Origin of the sequence: Vibrio mexicanus (assembly GCF_001012815.1) — a bacterium.
Taxonomy (GTDB): domain Bacteria; phylum Pseudomonadota; class Gammaproteobacteria; order Enterobacterales; family Vibrionaceae; genus Vibrio; species Vibrio mexicanus.
The window spans coordinates 1-21,936 of sequence record NZ_JYJP01000014.1 but is presented as its reverse complement, the minus strand read 5'-3'; the positions used below and the strand labels follow the sequence as shown (position 1 = coordinate 21,936).

At 45.5% G+C, this 21,936-nt stretch carries 21 protein-coding genes and 3 pseudogenes; 10 read left to right on the top strand and 14 right to left on the bottom strand.

Annotation, left to right across the window (positions count from 1 at the left end):
• Positions 1-107 precede the first annotated feature (107 nt).
• On the top strand, positions 108-1,100 hold the full coding sequence (locus UA76_RS01645; RefSeq protein WP_047042507.1) for an arginine deiminase-related protein: 993 nt from the start codon (positions 108-110) through the stop codon (positions 1,098-1,100).
• 64 nt (positions 1,101-1,164) lie between these two features.
• Here the strand turns inward: UA76_RS01645 and UA76_RS01640 are convergent, their stop codons facing one another.
• Positions 1,165-1,590 carry a universal stress protein gene (locus UA76_RS01640; protein WP_047042421.1) on the bottom strand — a complete coding sequence of 142 codons (426 nt, stop codon included), beginning with the start codon at positions 1,588-1,590 and terminating at the stop codon, positions 1,165-1,167.
• Between the two features lie 205 nt (positions 1,591-1,795).
• Positions 1,796-2,920 carry a DUF4382 domain-containing protein gene (locus UA76_RS22185; protein WP_052771902.1) on the bottom strand — a complete coding sequence of 375 codons (1,125 nt, stop codon included), beginning with the start codon at positions 2,918-2,920 and terminating at the stop codon, positions 1,796-1,798.
• A gap of 172 nt (positions 2,921-3,092) precedes the next feature.
• Here UA76_RS22185 and UA76_RS01630 point away from each other — a divergent pair, with 172 nt between their 5' ends.
• Together UA76_RS01630 and UA76_RS01625 are read left to right on the top strand one after the other, a co-directional pair.
• Positions 3,093-3,698 carry a hypothetical protein gene (locus UA76_RS01630; protein ID WP_052771901.1) on the top strand — a complete coding sequence of 202 codons (606 nt, stop codon included), beginning with the start codon at positions 3,093-3,095 and terminating at the stop codon, positions 3,696-3,698.
• Between the two features lie 100 nt (positions 3,699-3,798).
• A complete protein-coding gene (locus tag UA76_RS01625; protein WP_238322131.1) occupies positions 3,799-4,956 on the top strand; it encodes a DUF481 domain-containing protein in 1,158 nt (385 codons plus the stop codon).
• On the opposite strand, the gene UA76_RS01620 is transcribed toward UA76_RS01625, so the two are convergent.
• The gene (locus UA76_RS01620; protein ID WP_047042418.1) at positions 4,953-5,873 is read right to left on the bottom strand and encodes a Gfo/Idh/MocA family protein; all 921 of its coding nucleotides are present in this window, start codon (positions 5,871-5,873) and stop codon (positions 4,953-4,955) included. The genes UA76_RS01625 and UA76_RS01620 overlap by 4 nt on opposite strands.
• A gap of 289 nt (positions 5,874-6,162) precedes the next feature.
• On the opposite strand from UA76_RS01620, the pseudogene UA76_RS01615 reads away from it, so the two are divergent.
• The 3 genes and pseudogenes from UA76_RS01615 to UA76_RS01605 all read left to right on the top strand — a co-directional run bounded on the left by UA76_RS01615 (position 6,163) and on the right by UA76_RS01605 (position 8,830).
• Positions 6,163-7,109: pseudogene (locus tag UA76_RS01615) on the top strand (M23 family metallopeptidase).
• A complete protein-coding gene (locus UA76_RS01610) occupies positions 7,013-7,414 on the top strand; it encodes a bactofilin family protein (protein ID WP_084705446.1) in 402 nt (133 codons plus the stop codon). The pseudogene UA76_RS01615 and the gene UA76_RS01610 overlap by 97 nt, the downstream one beginning before the upstream one ends.
• A 261-nt stretch (positions 7,415-7,675) precedes the next feature.
• Positions 7,676-8,830: a tetratricopeptide repeat protein gene (locus UA76_RS01605; RefSeq protein ID WP_047042417.1), complete on the top strand. Its 1,155-nt coding sequence runs from the start codon at positions 7,676-7,678 to the stop codon at positions 8,828-8,830.
• Positions 8,831-8,909: 79 nt separating this feature from the next.
• Here UA76_RS01605 and UA76_RS01600 read toward each other — a convergent pair whose 3' ends face one another.
• The 4 genes from UA76_RS01600 to UA76_RS01585 all read right to left on the bottom strand — a co-directional run bounded on the left by UA76_RS01600 (position 8,910) and on the right by UA76_RS01585 (position 11,504).
• Positions 8,910-9,359, bottom strand: coding sequence for a copper chaperone PCu(A)C (locus UA76_RS01600; RefSeq protein ID WP_047042415.1), 450 nt, complete (start codon positions 9,357-9,359; stop codon positions 8,910-8,912).
• Between the two features lie 4 nt (positions 9,360-9,363).
• Positions 9,364-9,957, bottom strand: a complete 594-nt coding sequence (locus UA76_RS01595) for an SCO family protein (protein ID WP_047042413.1) — start codon at positions 9,955-9,957, stop codon at positions 9,364-9,366.
• Entirely contained in the window at positions 9,950-10,390 is a 441-nt protein-coding gene (locus tag UA76_RS01590; protein ID WP_047042411.1) for a hypothetical protein, read from the bottom strand. Before UA76_RS01590 ends, UA76_RS01595 begins: the two co-directional genes overlap by 8 nt.
• A gap of 193 nt (positions 10,391-10,583) precedes the next feature.
• Positions 10,584-11,504 carry a polyprenyl-phosphate transporter gene (locus tag UA76_RS01585; protein WP_047042410.1) on the bottom strand — a complete coding sequence of 307 codons (921 nt, stop codon included), beginning with the start codon at positions 11,502-11,504 and terminating at the stop codon, positions 10,584-10,586.
• A gap of 900 nt (positions 11,505-12,404) precedes the next feature.
• Here UA76_RS01585 and gltS point away from each other — a divergent pair.
• Positions 12,405-13,562, top strand: a pseudogene (gene gltS / locus UA76_RS01580) (sodium/glutamate symporter).
• Between the two features lie 180 nt (positions 13,563-13,742).
• Here gltS and UA76_RS01575 read toward each other — a convergent pair.
• Entirely contained in the window at positions 13,743-14,480 is a 738-nt protein-coding gene (locus tag UA76_RS01575) for a flagellar brake protein (protein WP_047042408.1), read from the bottom strand.
• Positions 14,481-14,655: 175 nt separating this feature from the next.
• Here UA76_RS01575 and UA76_RS01570 point away from each other — a divergent pair, with 175 nt between their 5' ends.
• On the top strand, positions 14,656-15,639 hold the full coding sequence (locus tag UA76_RS01570) for a phosphotransferase (RefSeq protein ID WP_047042407.1): 984 nt from the start codon (positions 14,656-14,658) through the stop codon (positions 15,637-15,639).
• Positions 15,640-15,680: 41 nt separating this feature from the next.
• Here the strand turns inward: UA76_RS01570 and UA76_RS01565 are convergent, their stop codons facing one another.
• The 3 genes from UA76_RS01565 to UA76_RS01555 all read right to left on the bottom strand — a co-directional run bounded on the left by UA76_RS01565 (position 15,681) and on the right by UA76_RS01555 (position 18,004).
• On the bottom strand, positions 15,681-16,172 hold the full coding sequence (locus UA76_RS01565; protein WP_047042405.1) for a GNAT family N-acetyltransferase: 492 nt from the start codon (positions 16,170-16,172) through the stop codon (positions 15,681-15,683).
• A 109-nt stretch (positions 16,173-16,281) separates the two neighbouring features.
• Complete coding sequence (locus tag UA76_RS01560) at positions 16,282-16,731, bottom strand: ABA4-like family protein (RefSeq protein ID WP_052771900.1); 450 nt, start codon at positions 16,729-16,731, stop codon at positions 16,282-16,284.
• A 286-nt stretch (positions 16,732-17,017) separates the two neighbouring features.
• Positions 17,018-18,004 (bottom strand): endonuclease/exonuclease/phosphatase family protein, encoded by a 987-nt coding sequence (locus UA76_RS01555; protein WP_084705445.1) that lies wholly within the window; start codon positions 18,002-18,004, stop codon positions 17,018-17,020.
• A 303-nt stretch (positions 18,005-18,307) separates the two neighbouring features.
• Here UA76_RS01555 and UA76_RS01550 point away from each other — a divergent pair, with 303 nt between their 5' ends.
• The gene (locus tag UA76_RS01550) at positions 18,308-19,108 is read left to right on the top strand and encodes a hypothetical protein (protein ID WP_202906896.1); all 801 of its coding nucleotides are present in this window, start codon (positions 18,308-18,310) and stop codon (positions 19,106-19,108) included.
• Between the two features lie 127 nt (positions 19,109-19,235).
• Here the strand turns inward: UA76_RS01550 and UA76_RS01545 are convergent, their stop codons facing one another.
• The 3 genes from UA76_RS01545 to UA76_RS23820 form a co-directional block, all read right to left on the bottom strand.
• Positions 19,236-19,994: a LysR substrate-binding domain-containing protein gene (locus UA76_RS01545; RefSeq protein WP_238322130.1), complete on the bottom strand. Its 759-nt coding sequence runs from the start codon at positions 19,992-19,994 to the stop codon at positions 19,236-19,238.
• Entirely contained in the window at positions 19,960-20,139 is a 180-nt protein-coding gene (locus UA76_RS23950; RefSeq protein WP_202906894.1) for a LysR family transcriptional regulator, read from the bottom strand. The genes UA76_RS01545 and UA76_RS23950 overlap by 35 nt, the downstream gene beginning before the upstream one ends.
• Positions 20,140-20,521: 382 nt before the next feature.
• Positions 20,522-20,707 carry a hypothetical protein gene (locus UA76_RS23820; RefSeq protein ID WP_047042399.1) on the bottom strand — a complete coding sequence of 62 codons (186 nt, stop codon included), beginning with the start codon at positions 20,705-20,707 and terminating at the stop codon, positions 20,522-20,524.
• Between the two features lie 6 nt (positions 20,708-20,713).
• On the opposite strand from UA76_RS23820, the pseudogene UA76_RS01535 reads away from it, so the two are divergent.
• A pseudogene (locus UA76_RS01535) lies at positions 20,714-21,924 on the top strand (MFS transporter).
• The last annotated feature ends 12 nt before the right edge of the window (positions 21,925-21,936 follow it).

Here is a 21,936-nt window from a genome sequence, read left to right as displayed (position 1 = left end):
TAAATTCATGACCAAATGGCCTTTATTGACCCAAAAGTCAGTAAAAACTGGCTTAACAATAATTTTACAATTGCAGTTATTCAGTGAGTGAAAGATGAGTTTCGATGATGTTAATGGAACAGCAGCTTAAAGAGCAAAGACAATTTAACCTCGCCCCGCAATCGGTACAGAACGCTAACTGTGTGGTTATGGTCCCACCGAAAGAATTTCGATTCAATGCAGAAACGGCGCAAGATAATGAGTTTCAGCATAGTGTTGCACTAACCACCGAGCAAGTTCGTGAACAAGCAATGGCAGAGTTTCACACTATGGTGGCAAGCCTTCGTAGAGAGGGTGTGCAAGTTGTTGAGTTTGACTATCCACTGTCTGAACATGAAACTCCTGATGCGGTATTCCCAAACAACTGGTTTAGCACCACAAGCAAAGGCGAGTTTTTCACTTTCCCGATGGCGTGTACCAACCGTCAACACGAAGTTCGTCCACAGGCGCTGATCGAAGCGTTGGCTCAGGCGGGTAGAAACGTCGAGTTTACTGATTCCCTCGAGTCGTACTTGCCAGAAAATGCCCATTTGGAAAGTACGGGTGTGATGGTGAAAGATCACATCAACAAAACCATCTACGCCGCGCTCTCTCAACGTTGCGATCGTGAAGTATTGGAAGACTATGCACAGCGCATTGGCTACCATCGCGTGATCTCATTCCAGACGGCGCTGCCTTCTGGTAGCCCTATCTATCACACTAATGTGATGATGGCGGTGGGTGAGAGCTTTGCGGTTATTTGCGATGAAGTTATTCCAGAGTTTGAACGTCGTTTCGTGATTAAATCTTTGGCAAAAGATAAACAAGTGATCTCGATTACGCTTGATCAGATGAACCGCTTCTGTGGCAATATTTTGCAATTGGAAACCATCAACGGCGATAAAGTGATTGCCATGTCCCTGTCGGCATACGACGCCTTTACTCCGGCTCAGCGCACTCAGTTATCCACTCACGGTAAGCTGCTGCCATTTAATGTCAAAACCATCGAAGATATTGGCGGTGGCAGTGTTCGTTGCATGTTGGGCGAAGTGTTTCTGCCTTCACGAGTAAACAGACTTTAAGTTACAGATATGTAGACAATCAAAAGGGAGCGAATGCTCCCTTTTTTGCTTTATGGTGTTGCCGCTAGCTCTCGATTGGTACCACCAGTATATCAATCGGTGACTTGTCGATGAGGTTTTTGGAGTAAGACACAATGCTGCTCCAAAAATCATGGTGATGACCTGCAATCAACAAATCAAAGCCGTTATCCGTAATTGTCGCTTGGAGCTTCTCACTGAGTGCACCAGTACCGATCAGATTATGAGTGATGGGCACTTGGGCATAGTCCACAAAAGCTTGGATCTGCTCTAACGCGTGTTTGTTGATAGGTGGATTTTCGTAGCTTTGTTGAAGGTCGATAAGCTCTGGATAGATTTCACCATGTGAACCATCGATATGGATGAATGAGACCTTTGCATTAAATTGGTCGGCGAGAAAAACGGCTCTGTCGATCAGAACTTTGCTGTCTTCACTAAGCTCAATAGCAACAAGAATATGACTATATTTCATGATGATGTCCTCTAGCTTGACTCCTAATTCTAGTCTAGCCGCTGTCCGGTTTGGATTTTGTCTAAGACATCTCAAATTGATGAAATATTAGTCTAATTTGTAAGCCATTTTTAAGAAAAGTGTTCGGTGGTTAGAGTATTGTTTAGAGGAATGTGATTGCTTCTCATTGAGAGAAGCAATCAATAGAAAACCTTGGTTAAGGTCGTTACAAGAACTGTACTTGCGTCGTTTTACCCGGTGAGACGCTAACACTTTTCTTGGCATCGTGAATGTGGAATCCAATCCCTTGAATCTCTTCACTGTCATTTTCTGCCGTGCACGAGTAACCTAGTGCGTAAATACCTGCTGGAAGGTCCATAAACGAGAAGCTTGCTTGGCCTCCTGCTTGTTCGATAGTGTTCTGGAGCAATGGCGTTCTTTTAAGTGGACGCTTCATTTCGTCACTTCCACCGTCTAGAGAGTAGAAACCGCTCATCTGTTCTCGGTAGGTGGCAAGTTTGTAGAGGTATACAGAATCCAAGCTGTCTCCGAAAGGTTCACGATCACATTGGTTGACGACATTGTCGATATCGACCAAGCCTTGAATATGACCGATATCGTTGATGGCATCATCAACTCGAATAATGTCGAATTGCTTGTCTCCTAAAAAACGCCAATCGTGGTTTGCGTTGTATTTTAGGTTCGTTTCTAAATCGAACATGACAGCCAGATTGTTTTCACCAGAGAGAATGGTGAAAGGCTTGCTGGTTAATCGACCTATGTTTCCCGCTTCTTCCGGTGGTTTCGCGCCCGCACAAGAGCCTTGTGACGGTGTTGATAGATAAGCGTAGCTGCCATCGATATCTTTCACGTAAGAGTCTTGGCTGATGTCGACTTGAGTGCCATTCTCATGTTGACCGTTCATGTATAGACACATGGAGTACTCGCCTGGCTTTACGTTCAAGCCTTGGAATAGCGAGCTTGCCGACATGCCGTTCGAGTTCTTCACATCAATCATTCTTAACGCATTTTGCTCTTTGTCAAAGTTGATGTGGTACGCCTCGCACTCACCGGTTTGGTCACATGTTTGGCCGTTCACTTTAATCGGTTTTAGAAAAACGTAGTTAAAAGCAATCACCGCTTGGTCAATGTCATCGATGTCTTTGTCGTGCGGGTTGTACGGTTCGTCCAGATTGTAAGAAGCGGTGGTGAAAGTGTTGGTTGAAATCTGGTCTATAACGCCAACGTTCAATGTTGCGGACTGGCTTGTTGCGTCATCGCTGTTGTTACAGCCGTATAAGAAGCCCAGCGTCAGTAGGCCAAGTGAAAAGGTTTTGATTGAGTGTGTCATGTCTATCTCCCCAAGTTGTAGAGAGTGTATGAACGGCGTTACCTGTTTTTGTCATCGAAGATTGAGCCTGTGTCACCTTTTCGTTAATTGGCGGCGCATTTGGAAACTAAGTCACTAGGATTGAGTATGAGGGAGTCAATTCCAAATCTATATCGCTGTACAAGGAGGAGTGATGAAGCATATGTTGAGCTGGGTGGCCTTTTGCTGGATGTTGGTAGTCGTGCCATCGTGGGCTGCGAATTCTGAGCCGAATGAGATAGAGAATGGTACAGAGTTCATCGAATTAAACGTCTCTGTCGATTTGAAAGGCATAGAGCAAGCGATCCAACGCACCAACGAAAGTTTGGACGGCTTAGCCTTGTCGCTGTCAGAAGTGGCGCAAAACTCAGACCTGACCGAAGAACAAAAACAGAACATAGATAATACCGTTACCAACATTAATCAGTTGATTGATGTCTCGACGCGTTCGGTGGAAAAGCTGCCCGATGCGATTGAGCACTCTAAGCAAGCGGTGAGCACGAAAACAGAGCAGTTTTTGGATGATCTTCAAATGAGAATTTTGATCGCCATCGGTGCCATTGTCGCTGCGCTGGTGGCATTTATTGTGGCGATTTTTAAACTGGTATTGATGCCGATGCAAGCGACTGTAGTCGGGGCGACACAAAATATTGCTGAGATGGCCAAAACGCTGCAGGTGACAGCAAAAGCCGTGGAAGCTTGTTCCGTTCGCCAAGAAAAATTGGCGCAGCAGTTAGATGAAAAACACGCTCCACAATAGATAGTGTTGCGATTGGACACGCTTTTTCATTTTGTTTTCGACTAGTTAGATCATATTTGTTAAGACTATAGGCCACACTCTCAAATTAGTGATTGTTAGATTGTCAGGGAAGAAATCAACCACACTGTCGGCATGGCATATGATGCCTGCTCTACTTGCTCCAACCTTTGCCTCGCTTACATTGGTTTGGCACGTCCCTACTTGGGCTCAGACGGAGGAGGGCACCCATACCTATACGCAAGTTATCGTGATCAACGAGAACGACGATTGGCTTAAACTTAAGTCCGGTGAAGTGCTGATCGGTGAGCTGATTGGCACCGTGAAAGAAGATCATAACTCTTACGAACAGTCTATTGAGTTTGATAGTGACGACTTAGGCGACCAAGAAGTCGATATAGAAGACATCTCGGTACTTCAGACATCCGGAACTTATGTGATCAAGCTTGCCAATGGCGATACCTTGTACGGCACTTTGCGCATCGAGAATGACAAATTATCAGTGACTAGCCCTGAAGGAACCCAACAGTTTCCGATTGAGATGATGGTGTCTGCACTCACGCGAGCAAATAAAGAGATCGACCGCTGGGAAGCGGATTTTTTCTTGGGCGCTAACTTGAGTAAAGGGAACACCAATGAAGCTTCTCTTTCGGCCGAAGTAAATGCGAAACGCCAAAGTGTCAGCTCTCGAACACTGCTCAAGTACAAAGGCAATGTGACGCAATCGGGAGGTGAAAAAACCGCTCAAAACCATACTGCCGACGCCTCTTACGATATTTACCTCAATAACCGTTTGTTCTTCCGCCCTGCGAAAATCTCGGCCAGCAGCGATAAATTTCAAAACATTGATTATCGAATTAATGCGTCAACTCAGATCGGTTACTTTGTATTAGTCACTCCGGAATTGGAGTGGGACGTGTCTGTGGGGCCGGGTTATCAGATCACCCGCTACGACACAGTATTGGAGTCTGAATCTCGCGATGAAGAGAGCCCGATATTGGTGTTCTCATCGAACTTTGAATGGGAAGTGAGTAAAGATGTCGACTTTACCCACTCCTATGATTTGAACTGGGCCAATAACATTTCTGGCGGGATACGGCACAGCAATAATATTGGCGTAGACTTCGAGATCATTAATGACCTCGACTTTAGCGTTAAGTTTACCTGGGATCACGTTGCTTCACCGAAAACGGATTCCAGTGGCGTTACCCCAGATAATAACGACTACAAACTGCATTTTGGTCTAACGTACGATTTTTAGCGCTCAATCTCATTGAGAATGGCTTCAGCCAGTTGATGGGTCGCCAGGTTACGTTGAGCGGTGTGTGTTGGCAGTTTGCCAGAACGAACTACCGCAAACCAATCTTCAAGCATAGCGTCGAAGCCTTTGCTGCTAAGCATGGGTGTCCAATCTTTTAGGGCGACTTGATGCTCTTGTCCATCAATCCACTTTTTGCCCGACACAAACGAATCGAACTCATAGCTTTGGTTGACTAACGCCACGGACATTCGCTCGCGAGTGATACCAAATTGTCGATTCATGCTCGCTTGATAAATCGTATCTTGATGCTGCCACGATACGTCGATTCGCGAGAGTTGCGACCCTTCTTTCGCGATATTGAGGTTCACTCCTTCTAAAGTCGCTTTAGCGGCAAGATTGACACTATCCAACGCGTGAATGAAGTCGTCGAAGACAAAAGTCCTCAGTTCACCTGGTAAGTTGTGTCGGTGTTTCTCCCAACGCATCACTCGTAAATCCGATTGCTGGCCTTTTTGCAATGAAGGCAACTGTTGATTGTACAAAGGGATATGGCGACGGTTGAAGCCCACATACAGGGGTTGTTGGTGCTTGTCTGCAATATCGTATAGCTCTTCACATTGGGCTGCGCTGTCGGCTAATGGTTTATCAACAAAAGTTGGGATGTTGTGAGACAAGAAAAATTGGGCTATCTCATGATGCACAGCCGTGGCAGCGTGAATCATAACGGCGTCTACACTGTGCTTGAGTAAGTCCTGATATTGAGTGCAATACTCATTGATTCGGTACTGCTGGCTCAACCTTTTTACGGTTTCGGGTTGGCGTGTGCAGAAAACAAGTTCGATCCCCGTTTTTTGGGTGATGACGGGTAGGTATGCTTTTTGGGCAATGTCGCCCAACCCAATAATGCCTATTTTCATGCTCATCCTTTTTGTCGATTGACTCTATGTTTTATCAAGTTACTTATAAAACAACGCACTATGAAGATAAAGGGTAAGTTGCACAAAATCCTGTCGTCACAGGGTATATTTCACGTGCTTGAAAAAACTATGCTTCTGATTTCTTAAGTCGCATCTCATAAGATTGACTTCAACTCACAAAGTTATTAATAGCGGTGTGAGATTGGTTGAAAGGTATACAACGGGGGATATCTAGCGTCTGCGATTGTTGCTAGAATCGCCCCGATTTGGTTGTAACAGTGAATAAGTAATGAAAGAGAGAGTAGTGGTATCCGTCTCTTCGGTGCGCGGAACTAAACACTTTCATATCGGTAAATGGGTTCGTCATTGCTTAAAAGGGATCGGCTACTTCGTTGCGCTTGGCGTAATGGTAACAGGTGGAGCCATCTACTACCTCGTTAACGAGGTGGATTTTGCCAAGCTTAAACAGCGTGAGCTTGAGACAAAATCTATGTCGTTAACGGAAGAAGTTGAATCACTTCGAGAGCTAAAAACCAGCTTAGAGAGTGACTTGATCGATCGCGAAGAGCGAATGAACCTAGTATCGGACCGTTTGGGGGATTTAGAAAAAGTCCTCGGAATGAACGACAGTGAAGGTGAGCTTGAGTCCCGTTTGGACACAGCAGCGATCACCTCTTCAGTCAGAATGGTGATGCTTACTCAAATTCCGAGTGGTGCGCCTGTTCATAACGCTCGGATATCTTCAGGCTATGGGAAGCGAAAGCACCCTGTGACTGGCTCGATACGAATGCACCGTGGCCAAGACTTTGCCGTGAATACTGGCACGCCCGTTTATGCTCCGGCAGATGGTGTGGTTGAAATTACAAGGCCGAGCAAAGAAGGCTCGGGTAACTTTTTGCGATTGCAACACAGCTACGGTTTTTCAAGCTCTTACTCGCACTTGCAAAAGTTTGCGGTTAAGAGCGGTGAGTTTGTCCAGAAGGGTGACCTAATCGCCTATTCCGGCAACAGTGGTTTATCATCGGGCCCGCATTTGCATTACGAAGTTCGCTTTGTCGGTAGGCCGTTAGATCCGAAGCCCTTTGTTGATTGGGGGTGGACAATTTTGAAACAATATTTAGTGAAGTACGAGGTATTCGATGGGAATCTTTAGTAAACAAAGTCGAGCTAAGAGTCAGCAGTCAGCTACAACTGTCATCGCAAAAGGCTGTGCTATCGAAGGACAACTCAAGCTAGAAAGTGACATTCAAGTGGATGGCCAAATCGAAGGCCAACTGCATGTAGAGAAAGCCTTGGTGATTAGCCAATCTGGTTCTGTAAAAGGCGAAGTCTTTGCAAATCACGTTATTATTAACGGTGAGTTTGAAGGTGTTTGCCATGCATCACGTATTGAAATCCTTAGCCAAGGCCGTGCGACCGGCGAGATTTACAGTGATGATCTAAGCATTGAGAAAGGTGGCAAATTCAACGGCCTGACTCATTCAGTACAAGACAAGCAAGTTGTTGACCTAAACGATGCAAAGATGATGGCTGAAGGGTAAACCTTCAGCTTTTTTCCTTTCTTTCACACCTGTGTCTATGGCGGACCTTCATTAATGTCCGTGTTACTTCACTTCCTTTCATATTCTTCGATGAGAAGTTCTCTCCGGTGAGTTATCATCGTTACCTTGTATACACAAGTATCTTGAGGTTACTTGGGTATAAAAGTCGCTGGGCGACTTTGTTTCCTACACTTTAACTATGACTCAAAGATATGCGTTGGTGGTCGATACACTAATACATGCGAATGAAAAGATGACCGAATGAGTACGATAGGCATAGCAATTGGCGCGACAGGACTGGCACTGATTTTGGTGTTTGTATGGATGTTGTCGCTCTCAATTAGAAAAAAGCGTTTAGAAGAAGAGAGAAAACAGCGAGAGATTGCTTATCGAAAAGCGCTAGAAAAAAACCGCCAAAAAGAGCGTGAAGAGCGCTTAATGAAAGCGGAAAGCGGGCATATTCCAACCATTCTCTACTTAGCCAAAGAAGCAGAACGTAAGAATGTGAAAGAAGCCTTGTATTGGTACAACAAGGCGGCGGAGCTGAATAATGTGACGGGTATGTACGGGATAGTGCGTATCAGCCAGCGCATGCGCGAAGATGTGGTGCTCAAAGAGAAAGCAAGGTTCTGGCAGTTGGCTATTAATGCCTCTGAAGGTCAAGTGTCGGCTAAATACGAAGTGGCACTGGCGTATTTCCATGGTCGTGGCATTGAGAAGAACATTGTAAAAGCATTGGAGACGATGCAAAGTGCGGCCAATGAAGGTTTCATTAACGCCATTCTTTTCCTCGGCGATTGGTGTCAATCACCCGATAACTTTGATCGCAAGCCAGAAGATGCCATCTATTGGTATCGCAAGGCGGCAGAGCTAAACAGCAGCACTGGACGAATGAAGTTAGGTTTATGCTATCTCGAAGGTAAAGGCATCGCCTCTGACCACAGCAAAGCTTGTTACTGGCTTGAAAGAGCCGCTGAACAAGGAAATAACGAAGCCATGTACCATGCGGCTCAAGCATGGATAGACAGGGGCAGCTCAGGCAATGCGGTAGCGTATATTTGGGCTTTCCTTTCGGCGCATTTCGGCTACGAACTTGCAAAAGCACTGCGCGATCAAGTCGGCTCGAATATTGGTGTTGATTCAGTGGTTGGTTTGCAGGCTTTGGCCAAGCCTATGGTTAAGAAAATTACTGCCGGCACTGTGAGCAAACATTCCATCATTAAAGCATTGAATAAGCTCTACAAGCGTGGTGTTTATATCCCAGCTAAGGGTGAAGTTGCAGAAGCAGAGTTGGAGGAGGCACCGCCAGAAGTGGCGATCGATGAGGAAGCCCCTGCTAATCCTCCTGAGCAACCAGTACAAACAGATGGGTTAGAAAAGCTCGATTTCTCCCACAGCTCATTTAACAAGTCTTAGCTTGGCTCCTACTAAAGAATGAAAAAGCCCCCGATGATTTCGTCATCGGGGGCTTTTCTGTGTTTTAGAATGATTAGGATTAATGGTGGTGCTTCATTCCGCCCATCACTTTTTTGATTGGCGCAGTGAAGGTTTGCTTGGCACCGTTGGCGAATTCCAGCTCCACTTCGATCTCATTCCCTTCTTTTAGAGGTTCGACAAGGTCAAACAACATGATGTGTAAGCTACCAGGCTTGAGCGTAACGGTTTCGTTAGCTGGGATGACGATATTTTCGACCTGACGCATCTTCATTAAGTCGCCCTCTTTGATCACATCATGCAACTCAACTTTACCTGCCGCTGGCGTTTGTGCAGCCACTATGGTGCGGTCAACCTCGCTGTGGTTCATTAACTCAACAAAGACAGCGCTGGTAGGGGCATTTGGTGGAGTGGCACGTGCGTAAGGATGGTGAGCCATCACATCCATAGCCGCTGTGGCGGTGAAAGAAGTCGCAATTAGGCTAGAGAACATCAGGGCTTTTAGTTTCATGTCATTATCCTTTTGATGAGCTTGTAATTGTTGTCATGGCCTGCACGATAGGGGCAGGTGTTAAAGTGTGGGGTACTTTTTGAATCAGGGTGCCATCAGGCTTTAAGAAGTAGAAGTAAGAACTGTGGTCGACCGTGTATTCAAGTTGAGAATTCTCAAGTTCGGTTCTTCGAAAAATCACGCCGTACTGACCCGCTAGTGCTTTGGTTTTTTCTTCGGAAGTCGAAGCCCCATCAATGGCTGGATGGAAGTATTGGGCATATTCATGGGCTTTGGCTGCGTGGTCGCGATCAGGGTCGAGTGAAATAAAGACTGGCCAGAACTGATTAGCTAAATCTTGGTCAACTTGATTTAAGGCGCCTGCAAGCATCGCAAGAGAGGTTGGGCAGACATCTGGACAATGCGTGAAGCCAAAGTAGACAATGCGAATTCGCTCATCCTGCGGATTAAACAGTGCGACGGCTTGATCGTTTTTACCTTGCAAACCGAGTTCAGCCATCACACCTGAACCTGATTCGGAAGAAGAGTTTAGGAACTGCTTAGCGCCAATGCCTAGTGCAAAGGCGGCAGCAAGTGCGAGAATCCAACGCTTATTCATGAGACATCCTTATTGCAGGGAAAACGGTATGAGCACCATCGGTCAATTTGCCGGTCCAAATCATGCTCTCTTGAGTGCAGACAGGGAGGATAATCTCACCTGAAAAGAGGTTTCCATCGGTTCGTTTGAGGATGAATCGGGGAGCGCCCATATCCATCTCGTGACCTTCTAATGACAGTTGCAGGCTGTCGCTTTCAGAGTCAGGCCATTCTACTTCTAACGTGACAGGGATAAGCGGATGAACCGTATCTCGGTCTATCGTCATGACAGCATTGTCTTGCTTACATGGCGCTGAAGTCAGCATGCAGTGATCATCAAGGGACGGTGCTAAAGAGGTAGGCTCGGATTGAGATGGCTGAAAGATAACATCGCTGGCAAAAATGCCCGCAACCAACGCTGCACCGATAAAGATAAACTTAAAACCTGAATGCATCAGTGAAAACTCATAGGAAATCAAAATGCGATAGTAGCATGAAGCTGTGATTCAGCATTGAGTGCGACGATAAAAATGTGGAAAGAATCAAATGGTAACGCTGTGGTGACGAACAAAAAAGCGGAGCTATTTGGCTCCGCTTATTGTTTGAGTGGGAAAGCTGTTTGAGGGGATAGGTGGATTGAACTGGAGCTTAACTCTCTTTACCTTCAGCAAACTTCTCAAGCCCGAGGACGAGGGCAATGGCTACCACCATCATAACTACCGCTAAGACCAGCTGTGATGGTTGGTTCGTCACTGCTTCGAACTGGAACGGTGAAAGGTTTTGCTCAATTAAAGGCACTTGCTCACCACTTGAGTTAGTGCGCCAAGTCAGAGTTTGCTTCCAAGGCCAAATTTTCGGCAAAGTACCTATCATCAACCCTGTCAGGAAGATAAGTGTAAAGTCGCGGAAACGGTTCAATAACCAAGAAAGTACGTGTGAGAACGACAGTAAACCCGCAACACAGCCAACTAAAAACAGCGCCAGAATATCAATCTGAAATCCTTTAACGGCAGCGAGAACAGGCGTGTACATACCAATAAGAAGCAGAATAAAGCTGCCAGAAATACCGGGAAGAATCATAGCGCAAATAGCGATGGCCCCTGCCAAGATGACATTGAGATAAGTCGGCTCCATCTGCAGTGGGCTCAAGACGGTAATGCTATAAGCAAAGGCGACCCCTAGCAGTAAGAACACCAAGCGCGATAGCGATCGCTGCTCAATTTGCTTGAGGATGTGGAACACAGACACAAGGATTAAGCCGAAGAAAAACGACCACAGCGGGATAGGGTGTTCGACAAGCAGGTAAGAGATCAGTTTTGCCAAAGTCAAAATGCTGGTTAATACACCGCCAAACAGTGCAACTAAGAAAAAACCGTTGATGTGATTGAAAGCGGCTTTGAACCCTTGCTCACGCCATATCGTGATTGCTCCGGGGCCTATTTTTCGAATGCTGCCCAGTAGCGTGTCGTAGATGCCAGTGATGAAAGCGATGGTTCCGCCCGATACGCCGGGGACGACATCGGCCGCGCCCATCGCCATACCTTTAAAGAAAGTCGTTAAGTAATTCATTTGTAATCACAATTAATTTGGATTGGCTGATTATATACCCAAGTGACTTCAAGAGACAGGATTCAGAGCGAGTTCACTGGTTCAAGTTCAAGGCAAATGATGCAGCGAAATAACAGGTTCTTTCCAAGTCATTTAACACAGAAATTGAATCAGTTATCCGCTCCCGAAGGGCGAGTTTGCCTAGTCCGCATACTTTGTTAACGATTCTCAATGTAGGACCACTAGATAGTCGAATCGTTGCCGTGTTTGCAAACTAGGCAATTCACGCTGAATCACGCATCTTGAGGTTACTTGGGTATACAGACAATCAAAAATAATGAGTATCTCTATCATAGAGATCTATTGTAAGTAAGGTTGATAAATCAGTTGATAAGAAAGTAGGTGAGTATTAATTTGCAATTTGAATTTGCAAAATGCAAATGCATTATGCGAAACAGCAGGGCAAAGAGTGGGTTTTCTGCGACGATGGACATATAAAATGGCTGTTTCAAAGTTGGCACGCTAACTGCATATACACAAGTGACCCTTATTAAGCCGAGGGTCACCTAGCCAACTGACGTTGTTAGTGAATACTATTGTTCACACAAAATATACGCCAATCGCGAACATTGCGGTTGGCTTTTTTTTGCCCAAAATTCACCAATTTCTTTGATCTTAGCGCCATTTTTGTGAATTTTATACCGAACTAGCTCTCGACAGAGGATGGTCTAATCTTTAATAATGCCTGCTTTCTTTTTTCTCTTATCGATAGTCAACCTGATTATCATCGTTGAGATAGACATTTCATTTGTTTGTATAGGATCTATTTATAGACAAAGATTATGACAGAATGATTTACAGGCAGTACTGCGTGTAAACAACACTCATTAAGGAAGATGAGCGGAAACTTAAAGAGGTTATATGAATCAAGTTATCTCCGTAGGGCCACTAGAATCTTTTTTAATTGCCATCAGTGTTCTTTTTCTTGGCCATTTCGTTAATTCGAAGCTCCCTATCTTAAAAAAATTCAATATTCCTGAACCCATTGTCGGCGGTTTGATTGTAGCGTTTATTATCACAGTAATGCACTTCAATCAGATAGATTTGGAGTTTTCTCTGCCGCTACAAAACACCTTTATGTTGATGTTTTTCAGCACCGTAGGCTTAGCCGCGAACTACACCCAGTTGATGAAAGGGGGGCTAAAGTTTTCCTTTTCTTAGCGGTAGCGTCGTTTTTATATCATTATCCAGAACGGCGTGGGTGTGTCGATGGCGACGGCATTAGGGCTAGACCCACTGATGGGCTTGATTGCAGGTTCCATTACTTTGTCTGGCGGTCATGGTACAGGTGCCGCGTGGTCACAAACATTCTCAGAGACTTACGGCCTGGCAAATACGCTTGAAATCGCGATGGCGTCGGCAACATTCGGTCTAATCATCGGTGGTATTATCGGCAGTCCAGTGGCTCAGAAGCTTATCAACAAACACAATATTGAATCTGAATACGGCACTGGCATTCATACCCATGAACGCTTTCCAGAGCTTGTTACTTACAACGAATACGAAGAAGACAAAGTAACTGCAAAAAAAGTGGTCGAAGTGCTGTTTATCCTTCTTATTTGTGTCACCGGTGCTAAGTATCTAGAGCAGTTCGTGAAAGGGTTGGATATTCAGTGGTTGATGATCCCCGATTTTGTTTACGCCCTGTTTATCGGTGTGTTTATCACTAACATCATGGAAGTGACTAAAGTTCATAAGGTAGATACGGAAACCGTGGATATTCTCGGTACAGTGTCGCTGTCATTGTTCTTAGCGATGGCGCTGATGAGCCTAAAACTATGGAATATCTTTGATCTTGCGATTCCATTCCTGATTATTTTGGCTGTGCAGTCTGTGATACTGGGTATCTTTGCTTACTTTGTGACATTCAAAGTGATGGGTAAGAATTACGATGCTGCCGTCATCGCGGGCGGGCATTGTGGCTTTGGGTTAGGCGCAACGCCAACAGCGGTGATGAACATGGGTACTTTGGTAAACAAGTTCGGTCCGTCTCCGCAAGCTTCATGGTCGTGCCGATAGTCGGCGCTTTCTTTATCGATATCGTTAACCTGATTATCCTCCAAGGTTACATCTCATTTTTGGGTTAAGTGATTAGCTCGCGCGCCTTGTCCTAAAATACGAAAAGTAAAAAGGCAGTCTGAAGATTCAGACTGGCTTTTTTGGTCTTGGGTTTTACTCGAGATCGTCGAAATGACTTGGTTAATTGGTCTTGTTTGAGAAGGTGAGCTTAGTTCCGTTGAATCTCAAACGCGACAGTAGTGTCTTGGCGTTCTTTCTGCCTAACTCACTAAACTCTAAACCATAGCGAGAGTGATGAGTCGAGCGTTGCAGGTTGCATACGGTACCGAAGAGTGGCGGGCATTGCGGCTGACTAGCGTTTTCGCTTATCTCAATCATGATCACGTCACCCACTTGGAAAGTTGGGCCGAGTGGGGCAGTAAAGAAACGACAACCACTTTTCGATAGATCGCGAATTTCACAATACGTTTTGTTTCCACCTTGGGTAATCGCACCTTCAAGCTGAATATCGTAGCGAGGTTCCTTACGTAGCTGAGTAATTTGCATGGTGTTTGGTATCGTCATGCTAATCATTGCTATTGGATCTCGAATGATATGTTTAATCTGAGACTTGAAATGAATTTGTGCACCTTCACCACGAGGCGATATTGCTCTTACACTCGTCCAAAAAGCGGGTTGAAAGTAAAAATCCAAATCGGATTTTGAAATCGGAGGTATTTCAATCAGGATCAAGTTGTCTGGGTGAGTACCGATAAACTGAGTCTTGCAACGAAACTTGGTTCCAACGGGCGTGGTGATACCAATGGTCATCTCACTGCTGTGTTCGATCATAGCAAGGGCGTCTGAACTGTTGATTGTACTGACATTGCTAGCTTGATTTGGTAGTTTAACGACCTTAGCGCTTGCCTGATTGTTCATGGATGTAGAGTGACTCCTGCGAGTAGTAATGTAGATTGCAGAATCATCAATACTAGGGGCGGAATGGTTTTTATTCAAACCGGAATACGGATAATTCTATGACTTCACAAGCAAATTCGACGAAAAGTTAGGTATTTTCGCCAAACGCGAGCCTAAAAATGAATAAGCAGACCTCATGAACCGTAGCCTCTACAGTGAAATCCTTCGCGATCTCGACATTAAGGACATCACCTCCATTGATACAATTCAGAGCCTATGGAGTGGTTATGGTGAGCTGGTGCGTGTCGCCGTTGAAAGTGAGGATTACTCAAGCCTTATTATTAAACACGTAAGCCTGCCGGAAGCCATCAGTCACCCCAAAGGTTGGAACAGCTCAATCTCACATCAACGTAAAATCCAATCTTACAATGTTGAGTTCAACTGGTACCGTCACTTTAGTCCTCAGCTCCAGCAAGATCTACCTCATGGAGCGTTAGGCATTTTGTGCGAGCATGAAAGCGAGGGAGAGTGGTTAATTGTCATGGAAGATCTGGCGTTGAAAGGTTTTCCAAACATCAGCAGTAAGGCCACACCGTTACAGAGAAGTGCTTGCCTGCGCTGGCTTGCGCACTTTCATGCCAAGTTCATTGGAGATCAAGGTGCAGGGCTATGGGAAAGCGGAACATATTGGCACCTAGATACCCGCCCAGATGAGTTTTCAGCGTTGGAAGACTTGCCTCTAAAGCAAGCTGCGAAAGCGATTGACTTGAAGTTAAAAGAGGCGCCGTTTCAAACTCTGGTCCATGGCGATGCCAAGTTGGCTAACTTTTGTTTTTCCGACGATGATACCCGCGCCGCCGCGGTTGATTTTCAATATGTCGGAAAGGGCTGCGCAATGAAGGATGTCGCCCTTTTTATCAGCAGTGCGGTCGAGCCCGAAGAGTGCGCTGCGCTGGAGCAGCCATTATTGGATGAGTACTTTGAGGCGCTTGAAGAAGCTTTGTCAATATATCGGCCTGATTTAGATGTCTATGAAGTCGAGAGGGCTTGGCGCCCCATGTTTGAGTTCGCTTGGGCTGACTTTCAGCGGTTTGTAAAAGGGTGGAGCCCAAGCCATTGGAAGATCAACCCTTACACTGAGTCTGTTAAAGAGAGAGCATTAAACGCACTGAAGCAATAAGGCATCAGTTTTGTGTTGATGCGTTTTTACTTAACGACAGGCTAAGGTTTTACTCGCGCCATGTAATAGGTATCGCTGTACTCACCATCGCGAAAACAGGAAAGTATGGCTTTTCCTTCGATCTCAAAGCCGAATTTCTTGTAACATGCGATGGCCGCTTCGTTATCGCAGTTTACTTCCAATTGCAGACGTTTGATTTGAAGCCAGTTATCAGCCAGATCGATGACGGTTTCAATCAAGCGACTAGCCACTCCTAAACCGTGAAAATCATCGTGCACACCCAAACCAAAACTGCCGCAGTGACTGATTCTTGGACGCTGGGCGTGTTCAAATCCAATATTTCCTACTACTCGGCCATCTATCTCGGCAACAAATGAGTATACGCCTTCAGGCATGGATTCGAGGCGTTTGACCCACATGGCTTCTGATGAGAGAGGAAGTTGCAAAGTCTCGCGTTGCGCTTTGGGTTGCGAGTAAAGTTCACTCAATGCCTTGGCGTCACTGATGTGCGTCGGTCGTACTACTATTTCCATAACCTAAATCCATTTATCCCTTTCCAATCAATAATGTACTCGCAATTGAAAAGGATTTATAGCACTGCACATTAAAATGTGCAGTGCCTATTTAAGGTTAAAGTTTTGTTTACGCGTGTGCCAATCTCGCTTTGTTTAGCAAGCTTTTCAACGCGAAGTGGAGCAGCAGGCCAACCGGACCAATCAAGAACGTGATTGGCAGCAACATTATAAGCCTCCAGTGAGCGGTGCCTGATTTTTCAACTTCATCAATCATCCAGCGTCCAACGAACAGGTCGAATGCCAAGAAGTGAATCCAGCCTGCAGTCAGATTTCCAGGTGAGGCGAACAGCGCAGCAACTTGATCGAGGTTGCCATAGCCGCCATTGGGTGTACTTCCCCAGTAGGCGATAAGCAGCCACAAATAAGCTACGGATAAGAGTATGGGGATGACTCTTCCTCCGAACCTGAGTGCGTAGCGCTGAAATGAGGGGTTAATCGGTAACGCACCGGCAATGAGGCTGAGCCAACCAATGACTGCGATTAGGTTACTTATATCAAACAACTGATGTGCAGACATTATTGGTCTCCTCTCTTAGTCGCTAAAGCGCGAGTGGAAGGGAGAACGGACGGATATATAGGCTTTTGCATACAAACTCCATATTGGGTTATGGCCATCCTCGTTATGGACTCAATAGAAGTTAAGTATGTTATTTGAAATACAGGTGGTGGGTGCTTTTACGAGGCGGGCGTCCTGTCAGCCCGGTGATAGGCTAACAGCCTTGTTATATAGTTGTAAACAACTTATTTGAAAGCGCTAGGCTACATAAACTGTTCCACACCTCAGCTAGTTAAAAGCTTATCTGCTAATCGCACTGAATGGTGATGGAGACAGAGGCGTGGTCACTACTGAATTGATCTTGCTCGAACGTGGGGCTGATCAAATGCCGGTTGTTCACATGATGGCGAACGATGGTGGCTCGGCGTGTTGCTGATTGAGCATTAAAATCCGAAGAGGTCAGTATGTAGTCCAATATGCTGCCTCTGTCGGCAACATAGTGCGTCAGAGGCCTTGGCGTGAGTACGGACAGCGCAATCTCATAGCTATCGTATAGGTGATAGAGTGTAAGTTGTTCGGCAGAGTTAGGTTGGCGGTACATACCTCTTGAAAGCAGGCTGCTGAGCTCTGGTTGACGGATATCTTGATTGAAGTCACCCATGATCAAAAACGGCCGGCCAGTCTCTGCTTTTGTTTGAGCAACATATTGATGCAGTAGCCTAGCCTCTGTACCTCTTTGAATAGATGATTGCCACTGACCAAATATCTCATCTTGCCATTGTCGTTCAATTGGCTGCTTGTCCTGTCGTTCAATGCTGGAACGCTGTGATTTTAGGTGTACGACATAGATATCGCATAACCCTAATGTCGGAATGTCTACGGTGACATGTAAGGGAGCACGACTGAACGCAAAACCCGCAGGGAAGTGATCCAGCTTATCCGTGTTGACAAGCTTAATTTGTGTAATTGGAAATCGAGAGGCCAGTGCAACCGGAGGGCTTGAATAGATGTAGTCAGATTCTACTTTTGGGCGCTCTATGCAGGCGAAGTGCCTATAGTCTATTTGACTGACCTGCACCTTTAATTCTTCAGGGCTAAACACTTCCTGAAAACCAATAATATCGCAGTTTAGCTCAGCGATGTGTTGTTTAAGCCAACGCTGCTTCTTATCCCACTCATGTTGGGAGTAGATATTATCGAGCTGATAGTACGCATTGGGCGGCGCAAGGTAGTTAAACAGATTTAAAGTGGAGACTACAAATTCTGTATTGGGCGTTGGCAATGGTGAGCTCACTTCTTAATTCTACCGTCTGTTTTATTGTATACCCAAAATTCGTTGTCTTGTTCAAGATACTCGGCTTAATGAACTATTCGTTCTTACTGCCACTTACCAAACTTCCTCACGCTACCTCTGTAGTGTTACAAACTTTTTTCTTCAACATCGGAGTTGGTAGGAGTTAGGTTGATATATCTAAATTGTGATAAACGGTATTTCGCCGAGGTCATTGGTCTGATGAGTGTTTTTCCTTAAATTTTGTAGGTACAAAACTCAGCAAAGGGATGTTGCGTTAAATATTGTTAATTCGAGTATTTCACAATGACAATCCTAAACAAAAATAAATCTCTTATCGCACTTATGTGCTCCTTTAGCGTGGTAGCTTCCGTGTCGGCAAACGACTCTGAAGTTCAAGATATGTCTGATCCTCTTGCCGTGTATACTCAAGCCGGTATGGGATATACAGATAAGGGTCTGAACCTAAAAGTGGGTCAAACGTACGATACGGGCAGTGATACTACGATGGGTATGAATATCATCGAAATCAAAGGCTTTGCTGGCGAAGCTGTAGGTTGGAACGGCCGAGGTGCGGACGACAGTATCGACTCTATTCGTTTTCGTAACTTTGGTGTGGATCTGACGAATGGCCGTGGTTCGCAAGTTGATGTTAATCTGGGCTTTAGTAAAGACGCAGGTACTCAAGGTACGGCTTCTTACAGCTTTATTCAGGCGCTACCAAAAATGGGGCCATTTAACTTTTACCCATTAGCTGGTTTGGGCGCAGCGTTTGGTGAAACACTGGATGAAGATCGCCAAGGCTCTGGCCAAGCGCAAGACCGTTGGGATATTCACGGTACTTTTTACGTTGCGGGTATGTACGGTAAGTTAGAAGTGACAGATCAAATTTGGATTAACTACAACCCAATGTACATGGGCACGTTATCAGGCTCTGATACGTTTAAGGATTTCGGTATGGAAGGTGACGATGCGGTGCTGATGCATGAAGCGGCGATCAGCTATCAAATTAACCCTCGTTCTAACGTTCGATACTTCGCTAACTGGAGCGAAAATACCAACTTCTCGAATGGTGACCACCGTATCGAGTACAACTATCAGTTCTAAGTAAACGGTACACAGCTAAGTACTTGGCAAGCCATTAAATACAGTTTGACAGCCTAGGCTGACATAAAGGTTTAAAGGTTTGCCAATACTTGATATTTAGGTACTCGCTATAGAGCAATCGAAGTCGCTAGAGTTTCAAAACTTGGCGACAAAGACGCTCAACCCAATCGTATTTTTCGGTATAGGAGTGTTTGTTGTTGTACACCAAACACAGCGGGGTGCAGTTTCGCTGTTTGTCATCTTCAACATCGACCCAAGAGTAGCGTTCATTGCAAATAGCCCCCATGATTTCTCTAGGGGCCACGAAGAACAGGTCAGATTGCTCAACAGCCTTGAGAACAGGGTTGATGGATTGAGCACGAAATTTTGGCTTAAATCCCCTTTGGGCTTCTTCAAATTCGGCAAGTCGCATATTTTTGCTGTTGTATTCAGGAATGATAAGGCCTGATATATCGTACTTTAGAGCCTCTGCTACCGATGTAGTGCTATTGGCAAGCGGATGATCGCTGCGCACGACACCACCAAAATGACACTGGCCGATAGGAATCTGTCTGAGCTCTTTAGAGACTTCGATAGGGTAGTAGTTGATGGAAAAATCGACTTCTCCACTCAGCAAATCAATGGTGGTTTTGTCCGTTAGGTTAACGATTTCGACATCCAGACTTGGCGCGGCTTGAGTGATTGCTTCATAGAGCTGGTAACCGTGCGTTTCGGCGGTGAAGGCGTTAAGTGCTATTGTCATTTTACCGCGTAGATGTGCAGGGTCAAAAATCGTGTTCGCCAGCAACTCTTCTAATTCGGAGATAAGTACCGGCAAACGCTCTGCTAAGCCCTCGGCTTTGGGGAAAGCTTTAGCCTCGGGATTCACGAAAAAAAAGCGGATCATTAAGCTGTAGCCTGAGTTTTGCGAGTGTCCTACTCACCGCTGGTTGGCTCGTATTCAGTCGCTCAGCGGCTCGGCTGGTGCTCTTTTCCTTAAGCAATACCAATAGTGTTTTCAGAAGATTTAGATCCAATTGATGGATGTTCATCGCGCGCTCTCAGTGTATATAGTCAGTGTGATGCAGGTAACAATTTGTATACATTGGACGACTATTGATTGCGATTCAATCAATAGTGTGAAACACAGCGGAATATCGGTTATTCCTTTCTTTACCTATTCGTCTGTGTTTGTCGGTACTGTTTGCCGGTAGTATTTGCCAGCATTTAGAGCAAGAACTTGCTCAGTCGGGGTTGGATTGGTTGAGTAAATCGGTTGTTTTGGACCAAAATGTCATACAAAAGCGGCTATTTCCCGGTCGAATTCTTCATTTTTCTAATCTATGCGTATCATGCATGTGATGACTGAAAAAAAGTCATTGGAATCATTGTTCCCTCATCACTACACTTCGCGCTCATTTTTCACTATTTGAGTCATGGGAATGCATTCACAATCTTTGTTTGCTCAGTTGATGAGAATGGGACTGCTGCTGGGTTTGTCTTTGCTCGCGGTTCATCACTCACCAACATTGCTTGAGCTACTTGCTCAGCAAGCAGTAGATAGCGGCTGTCACCAAACTGGTCATCACGGCGACCACACTCACCATCATTAAGAGTCATACATTCATGAGTATCTTTCGTTTTCCCCACTGGTTTGGTTAGGGATAGGGATCTTAATAATTAGCCTTGGGATTCGGCAGTCATTTGGTATTTTCATGATGCCAGTATCCGAGCATTTTGAGGTGGGCCGTGAGTTCTTTAGCTTCGCTATTGCACTGCAAAATTTGTTGTTTGGTATGTTCCAACCGTTTGTTGGCATGGCAGCAGATAAGTGGGGGGCAAAACGCATTATTATCGCCGGTGCGATAGCGTATGCAGCGGGCCTGTTTTTAACCGCAGTCGCTGTTGAACCAAGCATGCTCTACCTTTCGTTAGGGACATTAGTCGGCTTTGGTTTGAGTGCAACGAGTTATGTAATTGTATTGGGTGCGGTAGCGAAAGTGGTGCCACCTCAACATGCGGCAAAAGCATTTGGTTTAACCACTGCGGCGGGATCATTTGGTATGTTTGCCATGATTCCAGGGGCGCAAACTTTGTTGAGCGATTTTGGTTGGCAAGGTGCGCTGCAAGGCTTTGCAATGCTATGTACGTTAATGATCGCATTTGCACTGTTCATGAAGTCGAGCCGCTCAGAGCAAGGTGAAGCAAAAACGGTTGAATCAAATCAAACGCTTAAAGAAGCGTTACGCGAGGCGTTTAATCATAAAGGTTACTGGTTGATTCATGCTGGATTCTTCGTGTGTGGCTTCCATGTTATGTTTATTGCCACGCATCTACCTAGCTATTTAGCGGATCAGAATTTACCTGCAACTAGTGCAGCGATGGCATTGGCGTATGTGGGAATTTTTAATATCTTCGGCTCGTATTTCTGGGGAGTAATGGGCGATCGCTTTAGCAAAAGACACGTGATGTCGGCACTCTATTTTGTGCGTACTATGGTGATTGCAAGCTTCGTGACCTTCCCAATTACTGAGCATACTGCGGCGCTGTTTGGCGGTGCGATTGGTTTTTGTTGGCTTGGTACCGTGCCTCTGACTTCTGGCCTAGTAAGACAGATCTTCGGCGCACGTTATCTTTCAACGCTCTACGGTTTGGTCTTTTTTACGCACCAAGTGGGTAGCTTCTTGGGCGCTTGGGTCGGCGGTAAAGTCTACGACTATTACGGGACTTACGATCCAATTTGGTGGTCGACGGTTGTGTTAGCGTTTGCTGCCGCAATCATCCATTTGCCTATCAACGACAAGCCAGTGCCGCGCTTAGCTGCAGCGACAAGCTAACAGTTTCGGTTA